Annotated in this window: 28 protein-coding genes; 12 read left to right on the forward strand and 16 right to left on the reverse strand. The window is 64.7% G+C overall.

All coding sequences use genetic code 11. The annotated features are described in order from the left end of the window. Positions 1 to 61: 61 nt before the first annotated feature. On the forward strand, positions 62 to 760 hold the full coding sequence (locus FN835_RS17485; protein ID WP_142664528.1) for an aspartate/glutamate racemase family protein: 699 nt from the start codon (positions 62 to 64) through the stop codon (positions 758 to 760). 1 nt (position 761) lies between these two features. Here the strand turns inward: FN835_RS17485 and FN835_RS17490 are convergent, their stop codons facing one another. The 6 genes from FN835_RS17490 to FN835_RS17515 form a co-directional block, all read right to left on the reverse strand. Then, entirely contained in the window at positions 762 to 1,391 is a 630-nt protein-coding gene (locus FN835_RS17490) for an ABC-type transport auxiliary lipoprotein family protein (RefSeq protein ID WP_142664529.1), read from the reverse strand. An 11-nt stretch (positions 1,392 to 1,402) separates the two neighbouring features. Next, positions 1,403 to 2,662 carry an MlaD family protein gene (locus FN835_RS17495; protein WP_142664530.1) on the reverse strand — a complete coding sequence of 420 codons (1,260 nt, stop codon included), beginning with the start codon at positions 2,660 to 2,662 and terminating at the stop codon, positions 1,403 to 1,405. A gap of 3 nt (positions 2,663 to 2,665) precedes the next feature. Further along, the gene (locus FN835_RS17500; protein ID WP_142664531.1) at positions 2,666 to 3,433 is read right to left on the reverse strand and encodes an ABC transporter ATP-binding protein; all 768 of its coding nucleotides are present in this window, start codon (positions 3,431 to 3,433) and stop codon (positions 2,666 to 2,668) included. Continuing rightward, positions 3,430 to 4,518, reverse strand: coding sequence for an MlaE family ABC transporter permease (locus FN835_RS17505; protein WP_142664532.1), 1,089 nt, complete (start codon positions 4,516 to 4,518; stop codon positions 3,430 to 3,432). The genes FN835_RS17500 and FN835_RS17505 overlap by 4 nt, the downstream gene beginning before the upstream one ends. A gap of 51 nt (positions 4,519 to 4,569) precedes the next feature. Then, positions 4,570 to 5,625, reverse strand: a complete 1,056-nt coding sequence (locus tag FN835_RS17510; RefSeq protein ID WP_142664533.1) for a glycosyltransferase family 61 protein — start codon at positions 5,623 to 5,625, stop codon at positions 4,570 to 4,572. A 67-nt stretch (positions 5,626 to 5,692) separates the two neighbouring features. Further along, complete coding sequence (locus FN835_RS17515) at positions 5,693 to 6,610, reverse strand: LysR family transcriptional regulator (RefSeq protein ID WP_142664534.1); 918 nt, start codon at positions 6,608 to 6,610, stop codon at positions 5,693 to 5,695. Between the two features lie 90 nt (positions 6,611 to 6,700). Here FN835_RS17515 and metF point away from each other — a divergent pair, with 90 nt between their 5' ends. Then, entirely contained in the window at positions 6,701 to 7,558 is an 858-nt protein-coding gene (gene metF / locus FN835_RS17520) for a methylenetetrahydrofolate reductase [NAD(P)H] (RefSeq protein WP_142664535.1), read from the forward strand. On the opposite strand, the gene FN835_RS17525 is transcribed toward metF, so the two are convergent. Next, positions 7,555 to 8,559 carry a DUF2235 domain-containing protein gene (locus tag FN835_RS17525; protein WP_185958737.1) on the reverse strand — a complete coding sequence of 335 codons (1,005 nt, stop codon included), beginning with the start codon at positions 8,557 to 8,559 and terminating at the stop codon, positions 7,555 to 7,557. The two genes, metF and FN835_RS17525, sit on opposite strands and share 4 nt — an antisense overlap. Positions 8,560 to 8,641: 82 nt before the next feature. Next, complete coding sequence (locus FN835_RS17530) at positions 8,642 to 9,784, reverse strand: type III PLP-dependent enzyme (RefSeq protein ID WP_142664537.1); 1,143 nt, start codon at positions 9,782 to 9,784, stop codon at positions 8,642 to 8,644. A 126-nt stretch (positions 9,785 to 9,910) separates the two neighbouring features. Here FN835_RS17530 and FN835_RS17535 point away from each other — a divergent pair, with 126 nt between their 5' ends. After that, entirely contained in the window at positions 9,911 to 10,342 is a 432-nt protein-coding gene (locus FN835_RS17535; RefSeq protein WP_142664538.1) for an Lrp/AsnC family transcriptional regulator, read from the forward strand. Here the strand turns inward: FN835_RS17535 and rsmD are convergent. Next, a complete protein-coding gene (gene rsmD / locus FN835_RS17540) occupies positions 10,339 to 10,899 on the reverse strand; it encodes a 16S rRNA (guanine(966)-N(2))-methyltransferase RsmD (protein WP_142664539.1) in 561 nt (186 codons plus the stop codon). The two genes, FN835_RS17535 and rsmD, sit on opposite strands and share 4 nt — an antisense overlap. Then, positions 10,896 to 12,062, reverse strand: a complete 1,167-nt coding sequence (locus FN835_RS17545) for an NAD(P)/FAD-dependent oxidoreductase (protein ID WP_142664540.1) — start codon at positions 12,060 to 12,062, stop codon at positions 10,896 to 10,898. The genes rsmD and FN835_RS17545 overlap by 4 nt, the downstream gene beginning before the upstream one ends. Positions 12,063 to 12,138: 76 nt before the next feature. On the opposite strand from FN835_RS17545, the gene FN835_RS17550 reads away from it, so the two are divergent. Continuing rightward, a complete protein-coding gene (locus FN835_RS17550; RefSeq protein ID WP_142664541.1) occupies positions 12,139 to 12,621 on the forward strand; it encodes a peroxiredoxin in 483 nt (160 codons plus the stop codon). Here FN835_RS17550 and FN835_RS17555 read toward each other — a convergent pair. Further along, positions 12,555 to 13,268, reverse strand: a complete 714-nt coding sequence (locus FN835_RS17555; RefSeq protein WP_142664542.1) for a winged helix-turn-helix transcriptional regulator — start codon at positions 13,266 to 13,268, stop codon at positions 12,555 to 12,557. The two genes, FN835_RS17550 and FN835_RS17555, sit on opposite strands and share 67 nt — an antisense overlap. 87 nt (positions 13,269 to 13,355) lie before the next feature. Between FN835_RS17555 and FN835_RS17560 the strand changes: the two genes are divergently transcribed. The 6 genes from FN835_RS17560 to FN835_RS17585 are packed head-to-tail and all read left to right on the forward strand — an operon-like array spanning position 13,356 to position 19,537. Beyond that, positions 13,356 to 13,709 carry a DUF1428 domain-containing protein gene (locus FN835_RS17560; RefSeq protein ID WP_142664543.1) on the forward strand — a complete coding sequence of 118 codons (354 nt, stop codon included), beginning with the start codon at positions 13,356 to 13,358 and terminating at the stop codon, positions 13,707 to 13,709. 10 nt (positions 13,710 to 13,719) lie between these two features. Continuing rightward, on the forward strand, positions 13,720 to 14,508 hold the full coding sequence (locus FN835_RS17565; protein WP_142664544.1) for a VOC family protein: 789 nt from the start codon (positions 13,720 to 13,722) through the stop codon (positions 14,506 to 14,508). Continuing rightward, positions 14,505 to 15,137, forward strand: a complete 633-nt coding sequence (locus FN835_RS17570) for a YceI family protein (protein WP_142664545.1) — start codon at positions 14,505 to 14,507, stop codon at positions 15,135 to 15,137. The genes FN835_RS17565 and FN835_RS17570 overlap by 4 nt, the downstream gene beginning before the upstream one ends. Before the next feature lie 4 nt (positions 15,138 to 15,141). Next, positions 15,142 to 15,771 carry a glutathione S-transferase family protein gene (locus FN835_RS17575; protein ID WP_142664546.1) on the forward strand — a complete coding sequence of 210 codons (630 nt, stop codon included), beginning with the start codon at positions 15,142 to 15,144 and terminating at the stop codon, positions 15,769 to 15,771. Next, entirely contained in the window at positions 15,771 to 16,436 is a 666-nt protein-coding gene (locus FN835_RS17580) for a glutathione S-transferase family protein (protein ID WP_142664547.1), read from the forward strand. Before FN835_RS17575 ends, FN835_RS17580 begins: the two co-directional genes overlap by 1 nt. 59 nt (positions 16,437 to 16,495) lie before the next feature. Then, positions 16,496 to 19,537, forward strand: a complete 3,042-nt coding sequence (locus FN835_RS17585; RefSeq protein ID WP_142664548.1) for a valine--tRNA ligase — start codon at positions 16,496 to 16,498, stop codon at positions 19,535 to 19,537. A 71-nt stretch (positions 19,538 to 19,608) separates the two neighbouring features. On the opposite strand, the gene FN835_RS17590 is transcribed toward FN835_RS17585, so the two are convergent. Genes FN835_RS17590 through FN835_RS17600 form a run of 3 tightly spaced genes read right to left on the reverse strand, consistent with a single transcriptional unit; the run spans position 19,609 to position 21,895 of the window. Next, positions 19,609 to 20,283, reverse strand: a complete 675-nt coding sequence (locus FN835_RS17590) for a sirohydrochlorin chelatase (protein ID WP_142664549.1) — start codon at positions 20,281 to 20,283, stop codon at positions 19,609 to 19,611. After that, positions 20,276 to 20,836: a DUF4202 domain-containing protein gene (locus FN835_RS17595; RefSeq protein ID WP_142664550.1), complete on the reverse strand. Its 561-nt coding sequence runs from the start codon at positions 20,834 to 20,836 to the stop codon at positions 20,276 to 20,278. Before FN835_RS17595 ends, FN835_RS17590 begins: the two co-directional genes overlap by 8 nt. Before the next feature lie 51 nt (positions 20,837 to 20,887). Further along, complete coding sequence (locus tag FN835_RS17600) at positions 20,888 to 21,895, reverse strand: NAD(P)/FAD-dependent oxidoreductase (protein WP_142664551.1); 1,008 nt, start codon at positions 21,893 to 21,895, stop codon at positions 20,888 to 20,890. 47 nt (positions 21,896 to 21,942) lie between these two features. On the opposite strand from FN835_RS17600, the gene mnmC2 reads away from it, so the two are divergent. Further along, positions 21,943 to 22,623, forward strand: coding sequence for a tRNA (5-methylaminomethyl-2-thiouridine)(34)-methyltransferase MnmC2 (gene mnmC2, locus FN835_RS17605; RefSeq protein WP_142664552.1), 681 nt, complete (start codon positions 21,943 to 21,945; stop codon positions 22,621 to 22,623). Here the strand turns inward: mnmC2 and FN835_RS17610 are convergent. Further along, entirely contained in the window at positions 22,597 to 23,316 is a 720-nt protein-coding gene (locus tag FN835_RS17610) for a rhomboid family intramembrane serine protease (RefSeq protein ID WP_142664553.1), read from the reverse strand. The two genes, mnmC2 and FN835_RS17610, sit on opposite strands and share 27 nt — an antisense overlap. 118 nt (positions 23,317 to 23,434) lie before the next feature. On the opposite strand from FN835_RS17610, the gene FN835_RS17615 reads away from it, so the two are divergent. Then, positions 23,435 to 24,703 (forward strand): 4-aminobutyrate--2-oxoglutarate transaminase, encoded by a 1,269-nt coding sequence (locus tag FN835_RS17615; RefSeq protein ID WP_142664554.1) that lies wholly within the window; start codon positions 23,435 to 23,437, stop codon positions 24,701 to 24,703. 81 nt (positions 24,704 to 24,784) lie between these two features. On the opposite strand, the gene FN835_RS17620 is transcribed toward FN835_RS17615, so the two are convergent. Next, complete coding sequence (locus tag FN835_RS17620; protein ID WP_142664555.1) at positions 24,785 to 25,741, reverse strand: acetyl-CoA carboxylase carboxyltransferase subunit alpha; 957 nt, start codon at positions 25,739 to 25,741, stop codon at positions 24,785 to 24,787. Between the last annotated feature and the right edge of the window lie 36 nt (positions 25,742 to 25,777).

The raw sequence follows: 25,777 nt of genomic DNA on the forward strand, positions 1-25,777 counted from the left end.
TTTTAACTACATTTTTGTAGACAATTTATGTTAACATTACTCTCGCTACAGGGAGAGAGCCATGAAGATTGCCGTCATCAACCCCAATTCGACCCAATCCATGACCGACAAGATCGCGGCATCGGCCCGTGCCGTTGCAGGTCACGGCGTCGAAATCGAAGGTCGCACCGGACATGGCGCGCCTGCCAGCATCGAAGGTCACCACGATGAGGTGATGTGCGCCCCGCATCTGCTGCGCGAAGTGCGCGAGGCGGTCGAAGGCGGCGCGGATGCCATCGTCGTCGCCTGTTTCGACGACCCGGCAATCGGCGCTTGCCGCGAAATCTCGACCGGGCCGGTGATCGGCATTTGCGAGGCGGGCGTGAAAGCCGCCAGCATGATCGCCACCAGCTTTTCAGTCGTGACCACGCTGCCCCGTTCCGTCCCGGTGATCGAGGAACTGGTGCGCCGCTACGGGTTGGAACATCAGTGCCGCAAGGTGCGCAGCGCCGAAATCCCCGTGCTGGCCCTGGAGGAGGAAGGCAGCAACGCCGCCGCCCTGGTCCAAGCCGAAATCACCCGCGCCATCGCCGAGGATAAATGCGAAGCCATCGTGCTGGGCTGCGCGGGCATGGCCGATCTGGCGCAGGAATTGTCGCGCAAGAACGGCCTGCCGGTCATCGACGGGGTGGCCATCGCCACCAAGATGGCCGAGGCGCTGGTGGGCGCAGGTCTGACCACCAGCAAGATCGGCGCCTACGCCGCGCCGCTGGTCAAGTGATTTAGCGGCAGGCGGAGGGGTTCACCCCTACGCCGCGCAGACCCCAATTGGTCATCTGCGCCAGCAATTCCTGCCCCGCCGCATCGAAAGCCGGGACCAGATCGGCGGTCCTGGTCGATGCGGCGGCGCTGGTCGCGCTGAAATTGCCGCGCGAGACGACGCGGGCGTCCATCTCGTTCACCAGTTGGGCGCTGACGGAAAGCTTGACCACGGCACCGCTGCCGGAAACCTCGGCGTTGAAATCGTTGATCTCGGAAATAAGGGCGTAATCGCCTGCGCTGCCCAAGGGCGCGCGGCCGACATGGGTAAAGGCGTCATAGCTGCCGAAACCGCGCACCAGCAGGTTTTGCAGTGTGATCGGCACGGTATCACCCCATTGCGCGTCGGGCAGGTATTGCGTCTGCAGGGCCGAGGGGCGGATCATGATGCGTTCGGTATTCAGCGTTCCGCGGGTCTTGGGCTCCTCGATCACCAGTTCGGCCAGCCGTCCGCGACCGCAGGTCTTGGGCGCATCCGACAGCGGGCGCAGCTCGAACACGTCCAGCTTGGGGCCGCCCGACAGGGCAGAAACGGCCGCACAGCCGGGCAAAGCCATGGTCAGCGCCAGAAAGGCCAAAGTCATGCGGTTCATCCTGGACCTCCTTAGCGGCGGAATTCGGGCGTGCGCGGCCCGGTTATGATCTGGGCCGGGTTGCGGCGCAGCGTGGTGACAAGCTGATCGACATTCGTGACAAGGCCGCGCAAGTCGCTGGCCATGCGGGTGAATTGCGGCAAGGCATCCCGCGCAAAAGCCTGCACCGGCGCGCGGGTGCTGTCCAGCATCACGCGCAGGCTGGCGAATGCGCTGTCGGCGCTTTCGGCGGCACTGCGCAGACGGGCGGTGATTTCGGGCAGGTCATCCGTCACGCTGCCGATGGCAGTGTTCAGGCTGGTCAGCGTGGCGCGCAGATCGGTGACGACGGGCCCGACTTCGGTATTGATCACCCGGTCCGCACCGTCAAAGGCACGGCCAGCGGATGCCATCATCGGCACGGCCTGTTCGGTCAGGCGCGACAGATCGGCCTGCAGCGTCGTCGCGGTGGAATCCAGCCGCTGCGTCAATTGCCGCAGATCGCCACCGATGTAATCACGTGCCTCGTTCAAGGTGGCCGTGCCCGCGTCCAGCGCCAGATCGGCGCGCTTTGCGGTTTCATTGAACTGTGCCATGGCGGTATCGGCATTGGCCAGCGTGGTTTCCGCCGCAGCCCCCAGACTGTCCAGCTTCGACCCGAAGGCCGAGATATCATCGGCGGCCAAGGCGATGGCATCGGTGGCCTTGCTGACATCGGCCAGCGCCTTGTCCAGATTTTCGCTGGAGCGTTCAACATTCGACAGGATGTTGTGCACACGGGTCTGGTTGGCCGGTCCCAGCAATTCGGTCATCTGCTCGGCCACGGTATTCAGGCGCGAGATCATTTCCGGCCCCTGATCGTAAAGCGTCTGCAGCACGGAACGGTTTGCCTCGATCACCGGAACCTCGTCGGGGTTTACCTCGCGCAGCAGGGGCGCGTCGGGCGTGCCCGCGCTGATCGCCATGGTGGCCGAGCCGGTAACGGCCGACAGCTCCAGTGAGGCGCGGGAATTGGTGCGGACGGGCGTATCCTCCTGTACCTCGATCCGCACGCGGACCGCGCCGTTGATGCCGTCGGCGATCTGCATGTCGATGACCTTGCCGACCATAAGACCGGCAAAGCCGACCTCCGAGGAAATCCCCAAGCCCGACACTTCCGGGAAATAGATGTCGTAATAGGCGAACTGCTTGTTCAGCTCGAGTTTCGCGAACCAGACCATGAATGCCAGCAGGCCAAGGAAACCCGCAATGGTGAATGCGCCGATCAGGACGTAATTGGCCTTGGTTTCCATATCCTAATCCTTCCCGTCCGTGGCGGCGCGGGCGCGTGGCCCGTGGAAATATTCATGCACCCAAGGGTGGTCGACCGTCAGCATGTCGGCCATTGTTCCGGTGGTCAGCACCTTTTTTTCGGCCAGCACTGCGATCCGGTCGCAACAGGCGTGCAGCGTGTCCAGATCATGCGTCACCAGAAACACCGACAGCCCCAGCGCATCGCGCAAGGCCACGATCAGCTTGTCAAAGGCGTCCGCGCCGATCGGGTCAAGCCCCGCCGTGGGTTCGTCCAGGAAGACGATTTCCGGGTCCAGCGCCAAGGCACGTGCCAGCCCCGCGCGTTTCTTCATGCCCCCCGACAGGTCCGAGGGATATTTGCCATTCGCGTTCCGCGGCAGCCCGGCCATCGACACCTTCAACTGTGCCAGCCCTTCGCGCTGCGCATTCGTCAGGCCGGGGACGGCGCGCAACGGCACTTCGACATTTTCCTGCACGGTCAGGGCCGAGAAAAGGGCCCCATCCTGAAACATCACGCCCCAGCGCCGCTCCAACGCCTCGCGCGCGGTGCCCGAAAGCTGGCTGACATCCTGTCCCAGCACGCGCACGTCGCCCTTGGCCGGGGTGATCAGCCCGACGATGGTGCGCAGCAGAACGGATTTCCCGGTGCCGGAACCGCCGACCACGCCCAGAATCTCGCCGCGTTTCAGGTCCAGATCCAGCCCGTCATGGATGACGTGGCTGCCGAACTGGGTGCGCAGGCCGCGCACCTCGATGACATTCTCGCTCATACCCCGATCTCCGCGAAGAAGATCGAGAACAGCGCGTCGATGACGATGACGGCAAAGATCGCGTTCACCACGGCAGCCGAAGTCTGCGCACCAAGGCTTTCGGCATCCTTGCCGACCTTCATCCCGGCATGACAGCCGATGATGCCGATGACGATGGCAAAGACCGGGGCCTTGCTGATGCCCGCGATGACATGTTCGATCCCGGTTTCCGCCACCAGCCGATAGCGGAACATGCTGGGCGATATGCCAAGCTCGATCCACGACATGATCGCCCCCCCGATCAGGCCCGAGACATTGGCGATCAGCCCAAGGATCGGCAGCATGATCAAAAGCGCCAGCACACGCGGCAGGATCAGCACCATATCGGGGTCCATGCCAAGGGTGCGCATCGCGTCGATTTCCTCGCGCATCTTCATCGAGCCGATCGAGGCGGTCAGTGCCGATGCCGTGCGGCCCGCAACGATGATCGCGGTCAGAAGGATGCCCAACTCGCGCAGGATCGAGATGGCGATCAGATCGACGACAAAGACCTCGGCCCCGAATTGCTGAAGCTGGGCCGCGCCCTGAAACGCCAGCACCACACCGATCAGGAATGACATCAGCGCCACGATGGGCACCGCGCGCAGGCCGGTTTCCTGACAGTGATGCACCAGCGAGGTCAGGCGAAATTCGCCGGGATGCCGGATGGCGCGACCAAGCGCGGCAAGGAAGCGGCCCAGAAACTCGGCCAGTTCGCGCATGAAGGTCAGGTATTCCATGACCCTGCGCCCGGTCTTGTCCAATATCTCGCGCCATGCGGGCATGGTGGGGGCGGCTGGGTCGGGCTGGGGCTGGGCTGCAGTCACGGCGTCCAGCAGTTTCTGCTGCGGGTCGGTCAGACCCTGAACGGTCGTGCCATCCGCTGCCCGCCCGGCCAGATACCAAGCGGCGGCAGTGTCGAAACGTGTCAGCCCTTCGACGCGGATCGTTTGGGGCGGGTTTTCGGGCAGTTGCGGCAATGTCCAGACGGTCAGCTCACCGGACAGAATCAGGCTATCGCCGTCATTTCTGGCGGTCAGCTTGTGGTCCCGTGTCAGATCGTCCATGGCCTGTCCCGCCGTAAAGTCAGGAATTATTCGAACGATTGGTCGGAAATGTCAAACCTTTGCAAGATCAAGGGTTCGCATCAGATTATCCGGGTCCAGCCGGAATTCGGACTGTCCGCCAGTCGCGATGACATAGCCGTAACGCATCCCCAGCGCGTCGGTGTAATCCTTCCACGGGTTGTTGAACCGGAAGGGCGGCTGGATTGCCACAAGGGCCGAACCTTCGGCCATGCTCAGCAGGCCGTGCGCAAAGGCGCTGCCTTCGACCGAGGCGATGATGGCCGCGCCATGCAGCTTGGTCGCGATCTGGGCCACGCTGTCGCGGGCGGGATCGACGATCTCGAATCCCTCGCGGGCCAGACGGTCGGCAATCTCGGCCTCGTTCAGCAGGTGGCGGGCCTGCCCGCCGCTGCGCAGGATAAAGGCGCCGTGCCCCTGTCGCGGTCCGCCGGCCGCGCGCATCCGGGTCCGCAGCTCGGCCATGCGGGCGCGGCGGTCGGCGGTCATCCCGTGGTCGCGAAACAGCCATGCCCGATCAATCCGCGCCCTGCCGATCTGGGGAATGTCGATGCCCAGCTGCGCGCGATAGGGGGCAGCATGTGACCATGCGTGGCGGGCGGTCGCGCGGGGCAGGCGCGGCGGGGCGAAACGCGGCGCAAGCAGCGCGGTCGAGGAATCGTCGATCAGGAAATGCCCAAAGAACTGATCCCCGACCGATGTGCCGGGCAGGCTGCATTCCTTGACCGCCTCGATCGGGCCTGCGCTGGTCAGCGGCTCTGGCCGGACGACCTGCTGGCGCCGCGCACCCCGCGTATAGATGAAGCCGTCGAAATACTGCACGTCGCGCAGCAGCAATGCCACGGTGGCGTCGTGCAGGATTTCTCCGCCGCCGATCCGGGCCAGTTCATTGGCCATGCTGGTATCGGGTGGCGTCGCCTTGACCCGGTCAAGCTGGCCGGGCAGGGCGAATGCGGGCGCCCGCTCGCCCATTTCATCGGGAGAGATGACGACCACCTCGGCGGCGATGCGTTCATCGGCGGGATTGTGGCCCAGCTTGCGCGATATTCTGGTCGCCAATCTTTGTGCAAAAAGGTCGGGGGCAAACAAGCGGCAGGCCCTTTGAAAAATGCTTTCGTCAGGCAGGATAACCAGTTGCAGGCCATCGGCAAGAAATTTAGCCCTGTGCCAATGCGCGCATCATCCGCACGGGTTCCGTCCGCGCCAGCCGCAGCACATGCGCCATATAGGGCTGGGCCAGATCGTCGCTGCGCACGGCGGCATAAAGACGGCGCAGCATCCCCTGCGGCCCCAAAGGCAACATCGCCAATTCGGGATTTCCGGCATGGGCGCGCAGCACCCAGTCGGGCATCACCGCCACCCCGCGCCCCGAGGCGATCAGCATCAGCGCGACCGCCGTCTGTTCGATCTGGCGGTGATGCGCCGGTTCGATCCCCGCCGGGTCCAGAAACTGCGAAAACACATCCAGCCGGGGCCGGTCCATCGGATAGGTGATCAGGGTCTGGTCGGCAAAATCCTGCGGCTCGGCATAGCCTTTGGCGACCAGCGGGTGATTTGCGGCCAGAACCATCGTCGGCGCATAGTCGAACAAGGGCTGGAAAGCGACGCCCTCCATCTCCTCGGGGTCCGAGGAGATGACCATATCCACCTGACCCCGGACCAGCGCAGGCAGTGCTTTCAGCGCAAGACTGGTGCGGATGTCCAGATCCACCTCGGGCCATGCGCGGCGGAACTGGTCCAGCACCGGCAGCAGCCAGTCGAAGCAATGATGGCATTCCATCGCGACATGCAGCCGTCCGGCGCGGCCCAGCTCGACCGCGCGAAACTCGGCCTCGGCGGCTTCGATCATGGGCAGCACCTGTTCGGCGGTGCGCAGCAGGCGCATCCCCGCGGCGGACAGGCGCAGGGGCTTGGTCTTGCGCAGGAACAGTTCGACCCCTGCTTGCTCCTCAAGCGCCTTGATCTGGTGCGACAGCGCCGATTGCGTCAGGTTCAGCACCTCGGCCGCGCGGGCAAGGCCGCCCTGTTCATGAATGGCGCGCAGGCTGCGCAGATGGCGAAGTTCCAGATGCATGATGACTGCCGTTCATGACGATGTTGAGGATTATGAATTTGTCTCACGTCGCGGGGCATGTCAAAAGGCCTGCGACAAAAGGATAGTGCGATGACGACACCGGCGATCAGTTTCGAATTTTTCCCGCCCAAAAACTTGGATCAATCGTTCAAGCTGTGGGAAACCGCGCGTGCGCTTGCACCGCTGGGGCCGGATTTCGTCTCGGTCACCTATGGCGCAGGCGGCACCACGCGGCAACTGACCCACGAGGCGGTGACGGCGCTGGCCAGCCATTACGGGCTGAACGTCGCGGCGCACCTGACCTGCGTGGACGCCACGCGCGAGGAGACGCTGCAGATCGTCGCCGATTACGCCGCAGCGGGCGTGCATGAGATCGTGGCACTGCGCGGCGATGCGCCGCAGGGGCAGGACCGTTTCACCCCGCATCCGAACGGCTTTGCCAACTCGATCGAGCTGATCGAGGCGATCGCGGCGCGTGGCGACATGACCATTCGCTGCGGCGCCTATCCCGAGCCGCACCCGGAAAGCCCGGATACGGCTGCCGATGTGGCGTGGCTGAAGCGAAAATCGGACGCCGGCGCGACCAGCGCGATCACGCAGTTCTTTTTCGATGCCGACACGTTTTTCCGCTTTCGCGATCAGGCGGAACGGGCGGGCGTCACCGCGCGCATCCTGCCGGGCATCCTGCCGATCCAAAGCTGGGCGGGCACGCGCCGCTTTGCCGAACGCTGCGGCACCTCGGTCCCGCAATGGGCCGAAGACGCCTTTGCCGCCGCAGGCAAAGCCGGAGAGGCGCAGCTGGCCTTGGATACCTGCGTCAAGCTGTGCGAGGAACTGGTGGCGGGCGGCGTGGACAACCTGCATTTCTACACGCTGAACAAGCCGGAACTGGTGCTGAAGGTCTGTGCCGCATTGGGCGTGGCGGCGAAATCCGAACTGGTCGCCTAAGCGGTCGCGGAATCCGTGCCGCTGCCGGGCAGGCGCAGCTTGGCCCGCCGCAAGCGGGGACGGGCCTGCGCCGTTTCCAGATGCCCGACCAGCCGCGCCGGTCCCGCATAGGGTTGGACCACCGAAGGGTGCAGCAATTCGCTGATGTCCCGGCCGGGACGGCGCGCACGACGGGTCAGGAATATCTTGCCCCAGCTGCGCCACGATCCGACCGAACGTGCGCCCACATCGCAAGGCAGCGACTGCCGCCAGTCCTGCGGCAAGGGCAGGCCCAGCACCTCGGCCTGCGCCAGCAGCCACACCAGCGGCACATTGGCCAGCGGTCGCGCGAATTCGTAACCGCCAAGCTGCCCGCCCACATCCGGGTGACAGCCGCGGAACCACATCTGTTCGACGCGCTCATCTGCCTGATCGCCGGTCCACAAGACAGGGGCAAAGGCTTCGCGGGTTTCGTCCAGCGCCAGCGCGTGCATCCCGCGACGGACATTGGGGGCGATGCAGCCCTTGGAATACGTGAAGCCCGGTTCCGACACGGTGCGCAGGAACGGCACGCGCAGGCCCAGCGACATGACCGTATCCAGCAGGCCAAGGAATTGCACCGGCACTTCGGCGTGGCACAGCGCGGGGTCCAGCCGACCGCCGGTTTCGGCGCGGTAATGCCGCCATGCCTCGGCGATCACGTCGTCGCTGGCATGTTCGGAGGTCGGCAGGCCGATGCGGTGGATCATGTCGGCCAATGCGCAGACGCCGATCCCGCCGCGCGAATAGCCAAAGAAGAACAAGGGGTTGTCCGCACGCCAGTTCCGCGCCAGCCAAGTATAGGCGGCCAGGATGTTCAGATCCAGCGACAGCCCCGAAACAAGCTGCGGCACGGTGCGCCACGCGGCCCATTGCTGGCCTGCCGCGTAGTAAAGCTGGACGTTCTGGCCTGCCAACAGCCCGTGAATGCGGGCGATGGATGAGCATTGCCCCTCGGTCAACGAGGCGAAGGTCCCGTCCATCAGGACCACTTGGCAAACGGGCGAAGCATGCGGTTCCATGCCCGCGAAACTATCGCCCGAACGCGACGCGAAAGTGGCGGCTTTATGAAAATGCTTTGACAGAAACCTGTGAAAGCTGCCCGAAGCCGTTGAAATGGGTATTCGTAACTGTGGAATAAGCACCTGCACCATGAAACACCACAAAATCGCCCTCGCAAACATTGCCGGGCAGGGCGAGTTCCCCCGGCAATCGGTCAATTGAATCGCAGGTCGGGCCAAAAATCGTGCGCGGCGTGACATTGCCGTCGCGCGGCAGCCCTTGGGGCGTCAGAACCTGAATCCGGTCCAGATTACCGATCTGCGGCAGCTCGGTCAGGCCGCCATAGACGCCGTCGTTCAGAAATATGTCGGAATTGCGAATGGCCTTGATCCGGGTGATCAGCGAAAAGGCATCTGCACAAAGACCGCGCCCCGGTTCGCAGACCAATTGCGGCGCGCGGTCGAACACCTGCACGCTTTTCGCGATCTGGCGAAAGATCGACTCAAGATCCGGGGTCGCGCCTGCGATCCGATGCGACGGAAAACCGCCGCCGACATTCAGCCGATGGATCGGCGTGTCGGCCATGTGGGCAATTTCTGCGGCCATGCGGATATAGCCGTCCCAAGGCAGCGGATCGGTGCATTGCGTGCCAGGATGAAAGCTCAGCGACGGGATATGCCCCCGCGCGGCCACCGAGCGCAACAATTCCGCGGCGACCTGGGGCGTGGCACCGAATTTCGATCCGAAGTCATAAGCCGCGCCCTTGATCGGCAGCTTGAAACGCGGCGCGATCTCGGACCCTTTGGGCAGGGCGTCGAACAGCTTTTCCAGTTCCGAAAAACTGTCCACTGACCAGACCCGCACGCCCGCGGCGACGGCATGGGCAATCTCTGAACGCGACCGCACCGGGTTGTGGTAATGGCGCGCAGCACCCGGAGCCAGCCGTCCGATCAGGTCGATCTCGGCGGGTGAGGCGACGTCGAAACCGCCGATCCCCGCCCCGGCCAGCGTGCGGATGACGCGCTTGTCGGGATTGGCCTTGACCGCATAGGTCACCAGCCCCGGAAAGCCCTGAATGAACCGTCGCGCCTGCGCGCGCAGGACGGCGGGCGCAAAGGCCATGACGGGTTGGTCGGGGGCCATGTCCCGGATGATCTGCGCGGGGTTCGTCCATAGTGCCGGGCCGCGGCCCTCGGTCAGTCCCATCTGCTCCTCCCGTATTTTCTTTCAGCTTGCGCCCGACTCGGGGCGGGCGCAGCAGCGAAAATGGTGGAATCGCCCGCCAAATGCGCTAATACGACAGGATTGTCGTCAAAATGACAGGTGAAGGCTTTGGACGAACTGGATCGGGGCATTCTGGCCCATTTGGCGCAGGATGCGCGTCTGTCGGTCGCGGTGCTGGCGCGGCGGCTGAAGGTGGCGCGTTCCACCGTGCAGGCGCGGCTTGAACGGCTGGAGACCAGTGGGGCCATTGCCGGATATACGCTGCGGCTGGGCGACAGCGCGCGTGAAAACCGCATTCGCGCCACCTGCCTGCTGACGATCGAGCCGCGCTCGCAGGCCGGGATCCTGACCCGGTTGCGCAATCTGCCCGAGGTCGAGCGTATCCATACCACCAGCGGTCGCGTGGACATCCTGCTGCAACTGGCTGCGGAATCGACCAGCCAGCTTGACGATGTGCTGGATCAGATCGGCGGATTGACCGGCGTGCGCAGCAGCGAAAGCCTGATCCACCTGTCCACCAAGCTGGACCGCGCCACTTAGGCCGGGCGCAGCAGCGTCACCACCGTATCGCCATATTGGCGCTGGTCGATCTGTTCCAGCCCCGCGACGGGCGGGGGGGCTGCGGCTTCTTCCCAGACGACCATCGCGCCGGGGGCGATCCAGCCACCGGCCAGCGCGGATTGCAGCGCGCGTTCGCCCAAGCCCTTGCCATAGGGCGGGTCCAGAAACACCAGCCCATATCCCGCGCAGCTGTTGTCGCCCAGCCGCGTGGCGTCGCGCCGCCAGCAATCGGTCACCGCCCCCGCCCGGCACTTGTCGATATTGGCCCGCAGCAACGCGCGCGAGGCCGCGCCGTCATCGACAAAGGCCACGCGGGACGCGCCGCGCGACAGCGCCTCAAGTCCCAGTGCGCCAGTGCCGGCAAACAGATCCAGCACGCGGGCATTGGGGATCGGATTGCCATGCGTGCCGTTGATCAGCAGGTTGAAGATCGCTTCGCGCACCCGATCGGTCGTGGGGCGCAGATGTGCCGCCGGATCGCCCGCGCCGACCTCGGCCAGCTTCAGCCCGCGCAGATTGCCGCCGATGATCCTCATAGCAATGCCTTCAGGTCGGTGGCCTGCGCCACGGTTTCGGGTGCGGGCGACTTGCCGCCTTCGATCAGGCGCTTGCCGATCATATAGGCGCGCGCGTCGTTCAGCGCGTCCACCGCGATCAGCCGCCCGTCCCGGTAATACCAGACCGAGCCGGGGCGCGTGACCACCCGGTCGTAACCCGCATTCAGCCCGGCGATCTGCAGCTTGGCGTCGAACTGATCCGACCAGAACCATGGCTTCGGGACATAATCCGTCGCCGCGCCAAGGATGTTGGCCGCCACCGCCTCGGCCATGTCGATGGCGTTGCCGACGCTTTCCAGCCGCAGCCGCCCATCGGGACCGGGAAAGCTGGCGCAATCGCCCGCAGCCCAGATCGCCGGATCGCTGGTGCGGCCCTGCGCGTCGGTGGCGATGCCATTGTCCAGCGCCAGTCCCGCTGCCTCGGCCAAGGCGGTTTCGGGGGTGACGCCGATGCCGCAGATGACCAGATCGGCGGGCAGGGTGCGGCCATCGGCCAGCGCCACACCGTCGGCAATGGCGGTGATGCCGACGCCCTCGATGATCTGGACCCCGTGCGAGACATGCAGCGCGCGGATCATGTCCGCCGTCTCAGACGCGGCCACGCGGCCAAGGATGCGCGGCGCGGCCTCGACCAGCGTGACCTCCAGACCCAGCTTGCGGGCGACTGCCGCCGCCTCCAGCCCGATATAGCCGCCGCCGATCACCACAAGCCGCGCGCCTGCCACCAGCGCGGGTCGGACCGCAGCGATGTCGGCAAGATTGCGGATCACATGGACATGGGGCAGATGGCCGCCCATCGCGGCAGGCAGGCGGCGCGGCGTTGCGCCCAGCGTCAGGGCCAGCGCGTCATAAGGCACCTCGCCCGCATCCGTCACCACCACGCGGCGGGCGCGGTCGATCCCAGTCGCCCGGCGACCCAGCAGCAGCGTGATGCCCTGTTCATCCCACCATTCCGGCGCGCGCAGCGTCAGGCGGTCCAGCCCCATATCGCCCAGCAGATAGGCCTTGGACAAAGGCGGGCGCTGATAGGGCGGCGCGGGTTCGTCGCCGATCACCGTGATCCCGCCCGCATGGCCAAGCGCGCGCAGCTTTGCCGCCATGGACGCCGCTGCCTGTCCCGCGCCAAGGATCACGATGTTCATGGTAAGCCCTTACTGGTGTTTCGCGGTCGGCACCCTATAGTCCGCCCGGAACCGATGCAATTCATGGAGAACCTGCATGGCAATCGCAAAAGGCGACAAGCTTCCCGAAGGCAAGCTGGTGAAACTGGGCGAAAACGGCCCCGAGACCATCGAGGTGGCCGAACTGTCGCAGGGCCGCGTCGCAATCTTCGCCGTGCCGGGCGCCTATACGCCGACCTGCAACAACAGCCACATGCCCAGCTTCGTGAAGAACGTCGACAAGTTCCGCGAAAAAGGCGTCTCGCGCGTGGTCTGCGTCACCGTCAACGATCCCTTTGTCGCGGGTGCATGGTCGAAATCGACCGGCGCTGGCGATGCGGGCATCGACGTGCTGGCCGATGGCGACGGCAGCTGGACCAAGGCGCTTGGCATGAACATCGAAGGTGCGGGCTGGGTCAACGGCCGCTCCAAGCGTTACGCGATGCTGGTCGATGACGGCACCGTGACCGAGCTTCAGGTCGAGGAAAGCCCCGGCGCCTGCACGCTGACCTCGGGCGACTCGCTTTTGGATCTGGTCTGAGCCTTCAGGCTGAACAGCCCACAGAAACGCTGGGCGGCGTCCCGATCGCCGCTTAGCCCCACGCGACCCGCGCCGGCCATGGCCAGCGGCCCCGGCCCATAGATCGCAAAGGCCAGATCATTGCCGCTGCCGCGCAGGACGAAATCCCCCGCCGCCTCGCGCATGGCCACGACCTGCGGCGCGCCGCTGGCGTCGAATGTCACGCGGAACTGTTCGACCCCGGACACGATCCCTGCCGTCAGCCCCGATCCTGCCGCCCGCGCCGCATCGACCGTCGCGGAAATCGAGATCATCAGCGCCGAGATGCTGATATGCCGCGTCGGATCGTGGTCCGGCAGCAGCAGCGCCCAGCGGCAAAGCTCGCGCAGCATCGGATGCAGGGCGCGACCCAGATCGGTCAGGGCATAGATCCCCAGCACCTCATCATGCGCGACGATGCCGAATTCCACCAATTGCCCCAGCCTTTGCGTCAGCACGCTGGCTGTGATCCCCGGCATTCCCGCGCGGATCATCTGGAAGCGCTTGGGCTGGAACATCAGTTCGCGCACGACAAGCAGTGCCCAGCGGTCGCCGATAAAGTTCAGCGCATGGGCGCCAAGGCAACCTTCGTCATATCGCAAGCGCGGGGTTTTGCCGGTGTTGGTCATAAAATAATATTAGCAGTTGCTTTTTAATACTGCAAGTGCCAACCTCCGACTCAGCGGCGCAAAGCCGCGCCATATGAGGAGGAAGCTATGACTTACTACTCGGGGTTCCTGCTGGCGGTTCCGACCGCGAATAAGCAGACGTATATCGACCACGCGAAAAAGGCCGCGCCCATGTTCAAACGCTGGGGCGCGCTGCGGATGATCGAAAACTGGGGCGTGGACGTGCCGCGCGGCAAAGTCACCGATTTCTACATGGCGACGCAGGCCAAGGATGACGAAACGGTGGTGTTTTCGTGGATCGAATGGCCGGACCGCGCCACTGCGGACGCCGCCTATGAAAAGATGATGTCCGATCCCGACATGCAAAGCATGGGCGAAATGCCCTTTGACGGGATGCGGATGATGTGGGGCGGGTTCGAACCCGTCGTGGACGAAAGCTGAGGTTACGGCGATGTATCACGGTAAACCGAACTGGTTCGAACTTTCGACCGCCCGCGGCGCACTTGCGGATGCCGAGGGGTTTTATGGCAAGGTTCTTGGCTGGGCCGTTGTCGATGGGGGGATGGAGGGTTTCACCTATCACCTTGCCAGCCATGACGGCGAGATGATCGCCGGTCTGATGGAACTGCTGCCGCAGATGGAGGGCATTCCACCGAACTGGCTAATCTATTTCGATGTCGATGACCTTGATGCGGCAGTCGCCAAGATCCAGACCCTTGGCGGCAAGGTTCACCGTGATCCCGCCGAAATCCCCGGCACGGGCCGTTTTGCAATCGTAGCTGATCCGCAGGGTGCGGTTCTGGGCCTTCTGGAGCCCGCACCCATGGACCCGCAGCCTCCGGTCGAATCCGGGGCGTTCAACCAGCGCAAGGAAAGCCACGGCAACTGGATCGAACTGATGTCCACCGATCCCGCCGCGGGCTTCGATTTCTATTCCGAGCTGTTCGGCTGGACGAAATCCGACGCCGTGGACATGGGCGAGATGGGCACCTATCAGGTGTTCGCGTGGCAGGGCACCCAGATCGGCGGCATGATGGGTCTGGGCATGTCGCCCGTGTCCTGCTGGCTGCCCTATTTCGGGGTGAATGGCGTGACCGAGGCGATTGAACGCATCAAGGCCGCCGGGGGCGAGATCCTGCATGGTCCGGTCGAAGTGCCCGGCCCGGCCTATATCGCCTTTGCTCGTGATCCGCAGGGGGCGCATTTCTCGGTCGTCGGACCCAAGGAGCATACGGAATGATCCGCGCCGCCGTCCTTGCCATTCTCTGCGCCACCCCGGTGGTGGCGCAGGAATATTCCCCCGCCGACGTGCCGCATGGGCAAAAGGATTATCACGCCGCTGCGGCAGGCAGCTATAAGCTGGACCCGATGCATACGGCGCTGGTGACGCGGGTGCTGCATCTGGGTTTTTCCTACAGCCTGTTCCGGTTCGACAAGCCCTCGGCCACGCTGGAATGGAACCCCGACGACCCCGCCAAAAGCAAGCTGTCGGCGCAGGTTCAGATCGACTCGATCTCTACCCCGGTTGAGGGCTTTGCCCAATACCTGCTGGGCAAGGAATATCTTGACGCCGCCACCAATCCGACCGCGACATTCGTGTCGGACAGCTTCACCGCGCAATCCGATACAGGCGGCACGGTGACGGGGCAGCTGACCATCATGGGCAAGACCCATCCCGCCACGTTTGACGTTGAACTGATCGGTGCGGGCAAGGGCTATACCGGCGATGCACAGGGCAATCCGATCATCCGCGACCTGATCGGCCTGCAGGCGGAAACCGAAATCGATCCGCAGGCTTACGGCCTGAACGCCTTTTTCACCGCACCAATCCCCATCCAGATAGATGCCGAGTTCGTTCGGCAGGAGTGATCTGATGCTGACCATCACCACCTATGACTGGGTTCCCGACATGGCCGTGGGCTATGTCCGCGACCTGCGCATCCGCTGGGCCTGCCTTGAAGCGGGCCTGCCCTATACCGTCGAGACGACCAGCGTGCGCGAAAAGACGCCGCAGCATTTCGCCCGCCAGCCCTTTGGGCAGGTGCCCATCCTGCGCGACGGCGATCTGTCGCTGTTCGAAAGCGGCGCGATCCTTTTGTATCTGGCCGAGCGTCAGCCCGCCCTGATGCCCCAGGACGCCAAAGGCCGGGCCGAAACCCAGCAATGGCTGATCGCCGCGCTGAACAGTCTGGAACCGGCGGTCATGACGCTGACCATCGCGCGGATATTCGATCAGGATGCCCATGCCGATGCGCTGGCATTGCCGCGGATGCACGAAAGGCTGGGCCAGCTTGCCGCCGTCATCGCCAACCGCGAATTCATCGCTGCCGGGCGCTTTACCGTCGCCGATATTCTGGTGGCCGACGTGCTGCGCATCGTGGACAGTCTGGCTGAGCTTGGCCCCTATCCCGACCTTGCCGATTACATGACGCGCATGACCGCGCGGCCCGCCTTTCAGCAGGCCCATGACGCGCAGGTCGCGCATTTCGCCAAGGCCGCATGATGCTGACGCTGTATTATCACCCGCTGGCCGCCTATTGCTGGAAACCGCTGGTGGCGCTTTACGATACCGGCACCGAATTCACCCCGCACCCCATCGACCTGTCCAAGCCCGAGGATGCGGCGCTGCTGGAAAGCCTGTGGCCGATGCGGCAGTTTCCGGTGTTGCTGGACGGCGCGACGCGCGTGCCCGAAAGCTCGATCATCGTTGAGCATCTGGACCTGCACCACCCCGCCGCTACGCGGATGATCCCGCTGGACCCGCAGGCGGCGCTGCCCGTCCGGCTTTGGGATCGGTTCTTTGACATGAATATCCAGCTGGTCATGCAGCAGATCGTCAACGATGCGCTGCGTCCGGCAGAACGGCGCGATCCGCAGGTGGTGGATGCCGCCAAGGCCAAGCTGGACCGTGCCTATTCCATTGCGGAACGGCATCTGTCGGGGCAGCAGGACTGGGCGGCCGGGGCGTTTTCGCTGGCCGATTGCGCGGCCCTTCCGGCGCTGTTCTATGCCGGTGCGATCCACCCCTTTGACGCCCATCCCGCGATGACGGCGTATTTCGACCGGCTGGTCGCGCGTCCGTCCTGCGCCCGCGTGCTGGCCGAGGCGCGGCCCTGCTTTGATCTTTTCCCGTTCCGTGACGGGATTGCGGCACGGTTCCGCAGCTAGCGCCTCTTGGCCTTTGCTGCGCATTTCGCTATCCCCTTGGCGATTCAAGGGGTGACGACATGGCCATGGAAAAGAACTTCGACGCGACCGCCGCCGAGGCGCGCATCGCGGATGAATGGGCAGCGAAGGACGCTTTCGCTGCCGGAGCCAACGCGAAACCGGGGGCGGAAGCCTTTTCGGTCGTGATCCCGCCGCCGAACGTAACCGGCAGCCTGCATATCGGCCACGCGCTGAACAATACGCTGCAGGACATCCTTGTGCGCTGGCACCGGATGCGCGGCTTTGACACGCTGTGGCAGCCCGGTCAGGACCATGCCGGCATCGCGACCCAGATGGTCGTCGAACGCCAGATGGCCGAACGTCAAGAACCCGGTCGCCGCGAGATCGGGCGCGAGGCATTCTTGCAAAAGGTCTGGGCCTGGAAACATGAATCCGGCGACACGATCGTCGGCCAGCTGAAGCGCCTTGGCGCAAGCTGCGACTGGTCGCGCAATGCCTTCACCATGTCGGGCGCCCCGAATGCCCCCGCGGGCGAGGAAGGCAATTTCCACGATGCCGTCATCAAGGTCTTTGTCGATATGTATGACAAGGGTCTGATCTATCGCGGCAAGCGACTGGTCAACTGGGATCCGCATTTCGAAACCGCGATCTCGGACATCGAGGTCGAGAACCGCGAAACCCCCGGCCATATGTGGCATTTCAAATACCCGCTGGCCGGTGGCGAGACCTATGAATATGTCGAGCGCGACGAGGACGGCAACGTCACCCTGCGCGAAACCCGCAACTATATCTCGATCGCCACGACCCGCCCCGAAACCATGCTGGGCGACGGCGCGGTTGCGGTTCATCCCGATGATGCCCGCTATGCGCCCATCGTCGGCAAGCTGGTGGAAATCCCGGTCGGACCCAAGGAACATCGCCGCCAGATCCCGATCATCACCGACGAATATCCCGATCCGCATTTCGGCAGCGGCGCGGTCAAGATCACCGGCGCGCATGATTTCAACGACTATGGCGTGGCCATGCGCAACGGCATCCCGCTTTACGCACTGTTGGACACAAAGGCCGCGATGCGCTCGGATGGCATGTCCTATGCGGACAGCGCCGCCGTGGCGTCCCGCGCCGCGCAGGGCGAGGATGTGGGCGACGTGTCGGCCGTTAACCTCGTCCCCGAGGAGCTGCGCGGTCTGGACCGCCTTGAAGCCCGCAAGCGCGTGGTCGAGGCGATCACCGCCGAAGGTCTGGCCGTGACCTATCTGCACAAGGAAATCGACAAGGAAACCGGCGCCGAGCATATGGAGCGCCGCCCCCTGATCGATGCCAAGCCGATTATGCAGCCTTTTGGCGACCGCTCGAACGTGGTGATCGAGCCGATGCTGACCGATCAGTGGTTCGTCGACACCGCCAAGATCGTCGGCCCGGCGCTGGATGCCGTGCGCAGCGGCGCGACCAAAATCCTGCCCGAGCAGAACGAGAAGGTCTATTTCCACTGGCTGGAGAATATCGAGCCCTGGGCCATCAGCCGCCAACTGTGGTGGGGGCATCAGATCCCGGTCTGGTATGGGCCGACGCTGGAGGCGCTTGAACACTATAAAGTGCAAGGCGATAACCCGTCGGCTGGAAGTAGTCTAACCGTCCACAATACGCGTTTCGCAAAACAGTTCTGCGGTTCAACTTTTAATGAAGTCTTGGCGCAGGCCCGTGACTACTATGGCGCGGATGTGGAACTCTCTGAGGTCGAGATGCACGAGAAGCTTCCCGGCTATAGGTTCGGGATCCGCATTGGTGGGACTACTCGGTTTGTAGATCTGACCCGCGACCCCGATGTCCTCGACACATGGTTCAGCTCGGGCCTGTGGCCCATCGGCACCTTGGGCTGGCCCGAGGATACGCCGGAACTGCGCAAGTATTTCCCGACCTCGACGCTGATCACCGGCTTTGACATCATCTTCTTCTGGGTCGCCCGGATGATGATGATGCAGTTGGCCGTGGTGGATCAGGTGCCGTTCCGCACCGTTTATTTCCACGGTCTGGTGCGCGACGAAAAAGGCGCCAAGATGTCGAAGTCGAAAGGCAACGTCATCGACCCGCTGACGCTGATCGACCAATACGGCGCCGACGCGCTGCGCTTTACCCTGACCAGCATGGCTGCCATGGGCCGTGACCCCAAGCTGGGGCCGAAGCATGTCGAGGCGAACCGCAACTTCGTCACCAAGATCTGGAACGCCACCCGCTTCGCTGAAATGAACGGCGTGCAGGGTGGCGTGGCCCGCCCCGAGGCGAAGAATGTCGTCAACCGCTGGATCATCGGCGAGGTCGCCCGCATCCGCATGGCGACCGATGAGGCGCTGGCCAGCTATCGCTTCAACGATGCCGCGACCGGGCTTTACGCCTTTGTCTGGGGCAAGGTCTGTGACTGGTATGTCGAATTCTCGAAGCCCTTGTTTGATGGCCCGGACCGCGAGGAGACGCTGGCCACGATGGGTTGGGTGCTGGATCAGTGCTATACCATGCTGCACCCGATCATGCCCTTCCTGACCGAGGAACTTTGGGCCCTGACCGGCGCGCGGTCCAAGATGCTGGTGCATGGCGACTGGCCGGAATATGGCGCGGAGCTGATCGACGCGGATGCGGATCGCCAGATGAACTGGGTGATTTCGCTGATCGAAAACATCCGCTCGGCCCGCGCGCAGATCGGCGTGCCTGCGGGCGCGCGCCCCGATCTGATCGTGACCGAGGCCGATGACGCGGCCCGCGCGGCGCTTGCCGCCAATGGTCCGCTGGTCGAAAGGCTGGCGCGGGTCAATCCGCCCGGCGATGGCGCGATGGGTCCGGGCATGATCTCGGTCGCGGCGCTGGGGGCAAGTTTCGCGCTGCCGGTGGGCGAGATGATCGACGTGGGTGCGGAAACCGCGCGGTTGCAGAAGTCGGTGGCCAAGACCGAGAAGGACGCCCAAGGTCTGCGCGGGCGCCTGTCGAACCCGAAGTTCGTCGAGAATGCCGAGGCCGAGGTGATCGAGGAAACCCGCGAGAAGCTGGCCGCGCTGGAAGATGACGTGGCGCGGATCAAGGCCGCGCTGGCGCAGCTGGCCGCGATGTGACCGGACGACCGTGCCGGTGGCGCGGTCGGCATTTGGGTATTTAAGGAACTGAGAAGCCGAAGGGCCGCGCGTTACCGGGCGGCCCTTATGCTTGCGGCGATCATGGCGGGGACTTCGGTTGCCATGCCGACCGGGGGCAGGGTGATGCCCCTGAAGTCTGCCTGCGCCAAGGCCTGAGGCAAGTCGTCGGTGACATGCTCGGCGCGGGTGGCGAAAAGCGGCAGGCAGATCGCGCGGGGGGGCAGGTTGCGCGCGGCGTCCGCGATATGCGGCGTTTCCTCGATGAAGCCGCAGGTGGCGTTCAGGGGGGCGAGGTCCTGCGCCATTTGTTGCGCCGCCTGAAACGGGGCGCGCGACCGGCCCGAGCCGTGGGCGGCGATCAGGATATGGGTCTGCGCGATGGGCCATCCCTGTGCAATCGCGGCCTGTTCCAGCAGGCGGCGGCACAGGTCGGGCAAGCCGGGATCGGCACCGAAGGGAGGCAGGATGCGGGCATTATTTGCCCCGGCCAGAGCAAGGCGGCGCGGCAATTCGCTGCGCGTAAACCAGCCCTGTGCCATGAACATCGGATAGATCAGCGTAGCGTCATCCGCCACGTCCAGCGCGCCGGGCATGGCAAGCGTCGCGCCCTGCACCTGCAGGTCGGGCAGGTGGCGGGCGACGGCGGCGGCAAGGGTTTCGACCGCCGCCTGCTGGGGGCCGGGATCGCCCGGCTGGCCATGGGCGACGATCAGCGCTTTAGGCACGGAACGCCTCGGCGAAGGGTTCGGGGATGTCGAATTCCTTCAGCGCGATCATCCGCGCCTGTGCCGACATCTTGCGCGCGGTCTTTTCGACGATACGCTGCAATTCGTCTGGGTCGCGGCCTTGGGCGAAGGGGCCCAGATACCAGCGGATGAAGGTGAAGCAGGCCACGTCTTCGAGTGCCTGCACATCGTCGTCGCGCTTGATGCCCTGCTTGGTCAACATCTTTTCGGCATGGACCACATCTTCCTGGCCGTAACCTGCCTCGCGCATGATTTCGGCCACGCGGGCGGCATGACGCCGGCCCTGTTCGGTGCGCCAGGCCAGATAGCCGGGGCGGTCCATCGCATAGGCGTCGCGCGGAAGCAGCCAGCGTTCGATATGCTGGCCCCGGCACGCGATGCGCAGCGCGTCCGAGGCGTCTGGGTAAAGCGCATCCTGTTCGGCTGTCATGCGCTGGCCGTAAAGCAGTTCCTTGGGCTGGTCCCCTTCGAGATGGGGGTCGGCGGCGTTGGCCTTGTCGATGGCGTCGAAAGCGGTCTGAAGGCTGGTCATGCGGTCCTCGGGCGGTTTCAGGTCTATATCATGGCGCGGGCAGGCGGCGCGTCAATCGGGTTCCGGTGGGCGAAATCCGTCGGGGATGGTGTCGCGCCCGTCAAGGATCAGGTCAGCCAGCATTCCGGCGCAGGCGGGGGCCATCGCAAGGCCGATCTTGAAGCCGCCATTTGCGACGTAATCGCCCGGCCGACCCGGCCAAGCGCCGATGATCGGGGCACGGGATCGGGCGCGGGGCCTGATGCCTGCCCAACGGTCGATCACCGAGGCATCCCGCAGCGCCGGGCAGATCGCGCGGGCCTGCGCGATCAGCGCTTCCAGCTGCCCATCCGTCGCGAGGTCCGTCACGTCGCGTTCCGAGGTCGAGCCGATGGCCACCGTCCCGTCGCCATGCGGCACGATATGCAGCGCATCGGCAAAGACCTGTGGCGCGTCGGGGGCGGCGTATTCCAGCAGCGCCGACTGGCCCTTGACCCCGCCGCCACCGAAATCCGCCAGACCTGCTGCGCCCGTGGCCCAGATCGCGGGGCCGTCGGTCGTGATGCCTTCGGCCACCTCGCCGCCCTTGGCACGGATCGCGGCGGCCAGCGCGGCACAGGCGCGGCGCGGATTGATGCGGGCGGTCAGCCGGTCCACCAGCCACAGCCCAGAAGCCGAGGCGGGCACCAGCGCCGCGTCTGGCGCGTCCGTCATTTCCATCACCGCCCATTCCGGCCAGTGGATGCGCGCGCCTGCGATGCGCTCCGCCATGCGGCCCTCGGCCCCCGGTGGGACGGGCTGGATGCGGCCGGTGCGGGCATAGCCGGGATCGACGCCACCCGCATCCGCCACCTTGGCCCACCAGCTTTCGGCGGCAATCAGCGCGTCAAGCTGCACCTGTTTCTTGGCGTTCCAGTTTTCCGGCGCATGGGGGGCCAGCGCGCCGACATGGCCGCCGGACGACCCTGCGCCGATATGCGCGCGTTCGACAACGCGGACGGGTTGGCCACGGCATAACAGTTCCCACGCGCAGGACAGGCCGAAGATCCCCGCGCCCGCCACCGTGATTTCGCTTGCCATTCCGCCGCCCCGTGCCGCATTGCCATGAGAAACAGGAGTTAGCGCGGATGGACCAGCGCGACCAGAGCGGTGCCGATCTTGATTGGCGCGACGGCGGTATTCCCGTCTCGCGCCGGTTCGACGATCCTTATTTCAGCCTGAACGGTGGCCTGGCCGAAACGCGGCACGTGTTTCTGGCGGGCAACCATCTGCCCGCGCGGCTGGTGCCGGGCTTCCACGTCGCAGAACTGGGCTTCGGCACCGGGCTGAACCTGCTGGCACTGGCGCAGATCGCGACGCAGCCGATCCGCTTTACCAGCTTCGAGGCGTTTCCGATGCGCCTTGACGAACTGGCCCGCGCCCATGCGGCATTCCCGGAACTGGCGGACCTGTCGGCCCAGCTTCGCGATGGCTGGGACCAGCATAGCTTTACCGTGGGCACGGTCACGGCGACGATCATCCGGGCCGACGCGCGCCAAGCCCTGCCTGACTGGGACGGTCAGGCGGATGCGTGGTTTCTGGACGGTTTTTCCCCCGCCAAGAACCCCGAACTATGGGGTGAGGAGCTGATGGCGCAGGTCGCGCGCCACACCGCACGGGGTGGTACGTTCGCGACCTATACGGCGGCGGGGCATGTCCGCCGCGCGCTTGCGGCGGCAGGCTTTGATGTCAGCCGCGCTCAGGGATTCGCAGGCAAGCGCCACATGAGCGTGGGTCGCCTGTCAGCGCCGCACCTCGGGGATGCGTGAGGGGGTATAGTCGATCGGGCTATGCGGCGGGCGGCCATGCGTTCGGTTCCAGAATGCCCGACCACCCCGGCGCAGAAATACCGGAACTGCCAGCACGATACCTGCGACAAAGCCCGCCGCATGGGCGACATAGGCCACGCCGTCATCCTGCACCGCCGCTGTGCCCACGACCTGCAGGGCAAACCACGCCAGCAGCAGCACCCATGCCGGGATGGTAAAGCGCTTGATGATAATAATGATGATCGCGATCACATCGACGCGGGCGCGCGGGAACAGCAACAAATAGCCCCCCAGCACTCCGGCAATCGCCCCTGATGCGCCGATCATCGGGATCGTGCTTTGCGGATCGGCAATGATCTGCCCGCCTGCGGCCAACAGCCCACATGCCAGATAGAACAGCAGGAACCCCACATGCCCCATCTGGTCCTCAAGATTGTCGCCAAAGACCCACAGGAACAGCAGATTGCCGCCGATATGCATGATCCCGGCATGCAGGAACATATGGGTCACCAGCCCCCACAGCCATTCGCCCTGCGTGATTGCCAGCGGATACAGTGCCAGCCGCGACCAAAGCTCGGACATATTGCCCAGCCAGGGATCGGTCAGCAGAAACATCAGCAAATTCAGAAAGATCAGCCCGTTGCGGACATAGGGTGTGCGCTCGGACGGGTTGTGGTCGCGAATGGGAAACATGGGTGGCCCTGACTGGTTACGGCCCAGCGTGACCCATCGGGCCTGACGGCGCAAGCGGGCCTGTTCGCATCGCGGGCACAGGTATAGCATCGACCCCGAATCTGACGCGGAGGGGATGATGACCAGCCTGACGGATCGCAAGAACGCCGCCATTTCGCGCGGGGTCGGCATGACGACGCAAATCTATGCCGAACGCGCCGAGAATGCGGAAATCTGGGACAGGGACGGCAACCGCTATATCGACTTTGCCGCCGGAATCGCCGTGGTGAATACCGGCCACCGCCATCCGCGTGTGATGCAGGCGGTGCGCGACCAGCTCGACCGTTTTACCCATACCTGCCATCAGGTCGTGCCGTATGAAAACTATGTCACGCTGGCCGAGCGTCTGAACCGCGCCGTGCCCGGCGACTGGCCGAAAAAGACCGCGTTCTTCACCACCGGGGCCGAGGCGGTGGAAAACGCCGTCAAGATCGCGCGCCATTACAAGGCGCGCCCCGGCATCATCGCCTTTTCCGGCGCGTTTCACGGTCGCACCTTTCTGGGCATGTCGCTGACGGGCAAGGTCCAGCCCTACAAGGCGGGGTTCGGGCCGATGATGAACGATATCTGGCACCTGCCTTTCCCCAATCTGCTGCATGGCATCACGCAGGAAGACGCGCTGGATGCCTTGGACCGCCTGTTCAGATCCGATATCGACCCCGCCCGCGTCGCCGCGATCATCATTGAGCCGGTTCAGGGCGAGGGTGGCTTTTACGAGGCTCCGCCCGGCTTCCTGCAACGGCTGCGCGAAATCTGCGACCAATATTCCATGCTGCTGATCGCGGACGAAGTGCAGACAGGCTTCGCCCGCACGGGCCGGCTGTTTGCGATGGAACATCACGGCGTGGCTGCCGACCTGACGACGATGGCCAAGGGACTGGGCGGCGGTCTGCCCATCAGCGCCGTGACCGGGCGTGCGGACGTGATGGACAGCCCCGCGCCGGGCGGGCTGGGCGGCACCTATGCGGGCAATCCGCTGGCCGTCGCCGCAGCCCTTGCCGTGCTTGACGTGATCGCCGACGAAGACCTGTGCGCCCGCGCCACCCGTCTGGGCCAGCGCCTCAAGCAACGTCTGGCCAGCGTTGTTCAGGATGTGCCCGAAATCGTTGACATCCGCGGCCCCGGCTTCATGAACGCGATGGAATTCAACGTGGCGGGCAGCGACCGCCCCAGCCCCGACATGGCCAACCGCGTCCGAGAGGAGGCGCTGAAACGCAACCTGATCCTGCTGACCTGCGGCGTCCACGGCAATGTCATCCGCTTCCTCGCGCCGCTGACCATCCCGGACGCGATCTTCGACGAGGCGCTGGACATTCTGGAAACCTCGATCCGCGCTGCCCGCGCCTGATGCGAAAAGGCCCGACCCAATGGGCCGGACCTGTGATTTCTCAGTTCTTCAAATACCCATGCCGGCTTCGCGGCCGGGCGATCAGGCCAGTGCCTTTGATCCCATGTTCAGGAATTTCTGACGGCGATCCTTGATGATCTCGGCGGGTTTCTTGCCGGTGAACTCGCCCAGCATTTCGGCAATCGTGTCACCCACGGCCTTGATGGCATCGGCGGGCGCGCGCTGTGCGCCGCCCATCGGTTCGGGGATGATGCGGTCGATCACGTCCAGACGCTTCAGATCCTGGGCGGTCAGTTTCAGCGCGACGGCGGCTTCGCGCATCTTCTCGGCGTCCTTCCACAGGATCGAGGCGCAGCCCTCGGGCGAAATCACCGAATAGATCGAATGTTCCAGCATCGCGATTCGGTTGGCGGTGGCGAATGCGACCGCGCCGCCCGAACCACCTTCGCCGATTACCACCGAAACCAGCGGCACACCGATCTGCAGGCATTTCTCGGTCGAACGGGCGATGGCTTCGGACTGACCGCGCTCCTCGGCGCCCTTGCCGGGATAGGCGCCGGGCGTGTCCACCAGCGTGATCACCGGCAGCCGGAAACGGTCCGCCATATCCATCAGACGGATCGCCTTGCGATAGCCTTCGGGACGGGCCATGCCAAAGTTGTGGGTGATGCGCGACTTGGTGTCGTTGCCCTTTTCATGGCCGATGATCACGCAGGGCTGGTCGCGGAAACGCGCCAGACCGCCCATGACGGCGTGATCCTCGCCAAAGGCGCGGTCGCCGGCCATCGGCGTGTATTCGGTGAAAAGCCCCGCCACGTAATCGCGGCAATGCGGACGTTCCGGGTGGCGGGCCACCTGCGTCTTGCGCCACGGATCCAGCTGCTTATACAGATCGCGCAGCATGTCCTGCGCCTTCATGTCCAGCGCGGCGGCCTCTTTTTCCAGATCGACGCCTTCACCCTTGCGGGCAAGCGCGCGCAGTTCTTCGGCCTTGCCTTCCAGATCGGCCAGAGGCTTTTCGAACTCAAGATAGGTCATTCAGGGCTCCGCACTGGTCCGGGTTGCGGGTCTATA

Source organism: Paracoccus laeviglucosivorans (genome assembly GCF_900182695.1).
GTDB lineage: Bacteria > Pseudomonadota > Alphaproteobacteria > Rhodobacterales > Rhodobacteraceae > Paracoccus > Paracoccus laeviglucosivorans.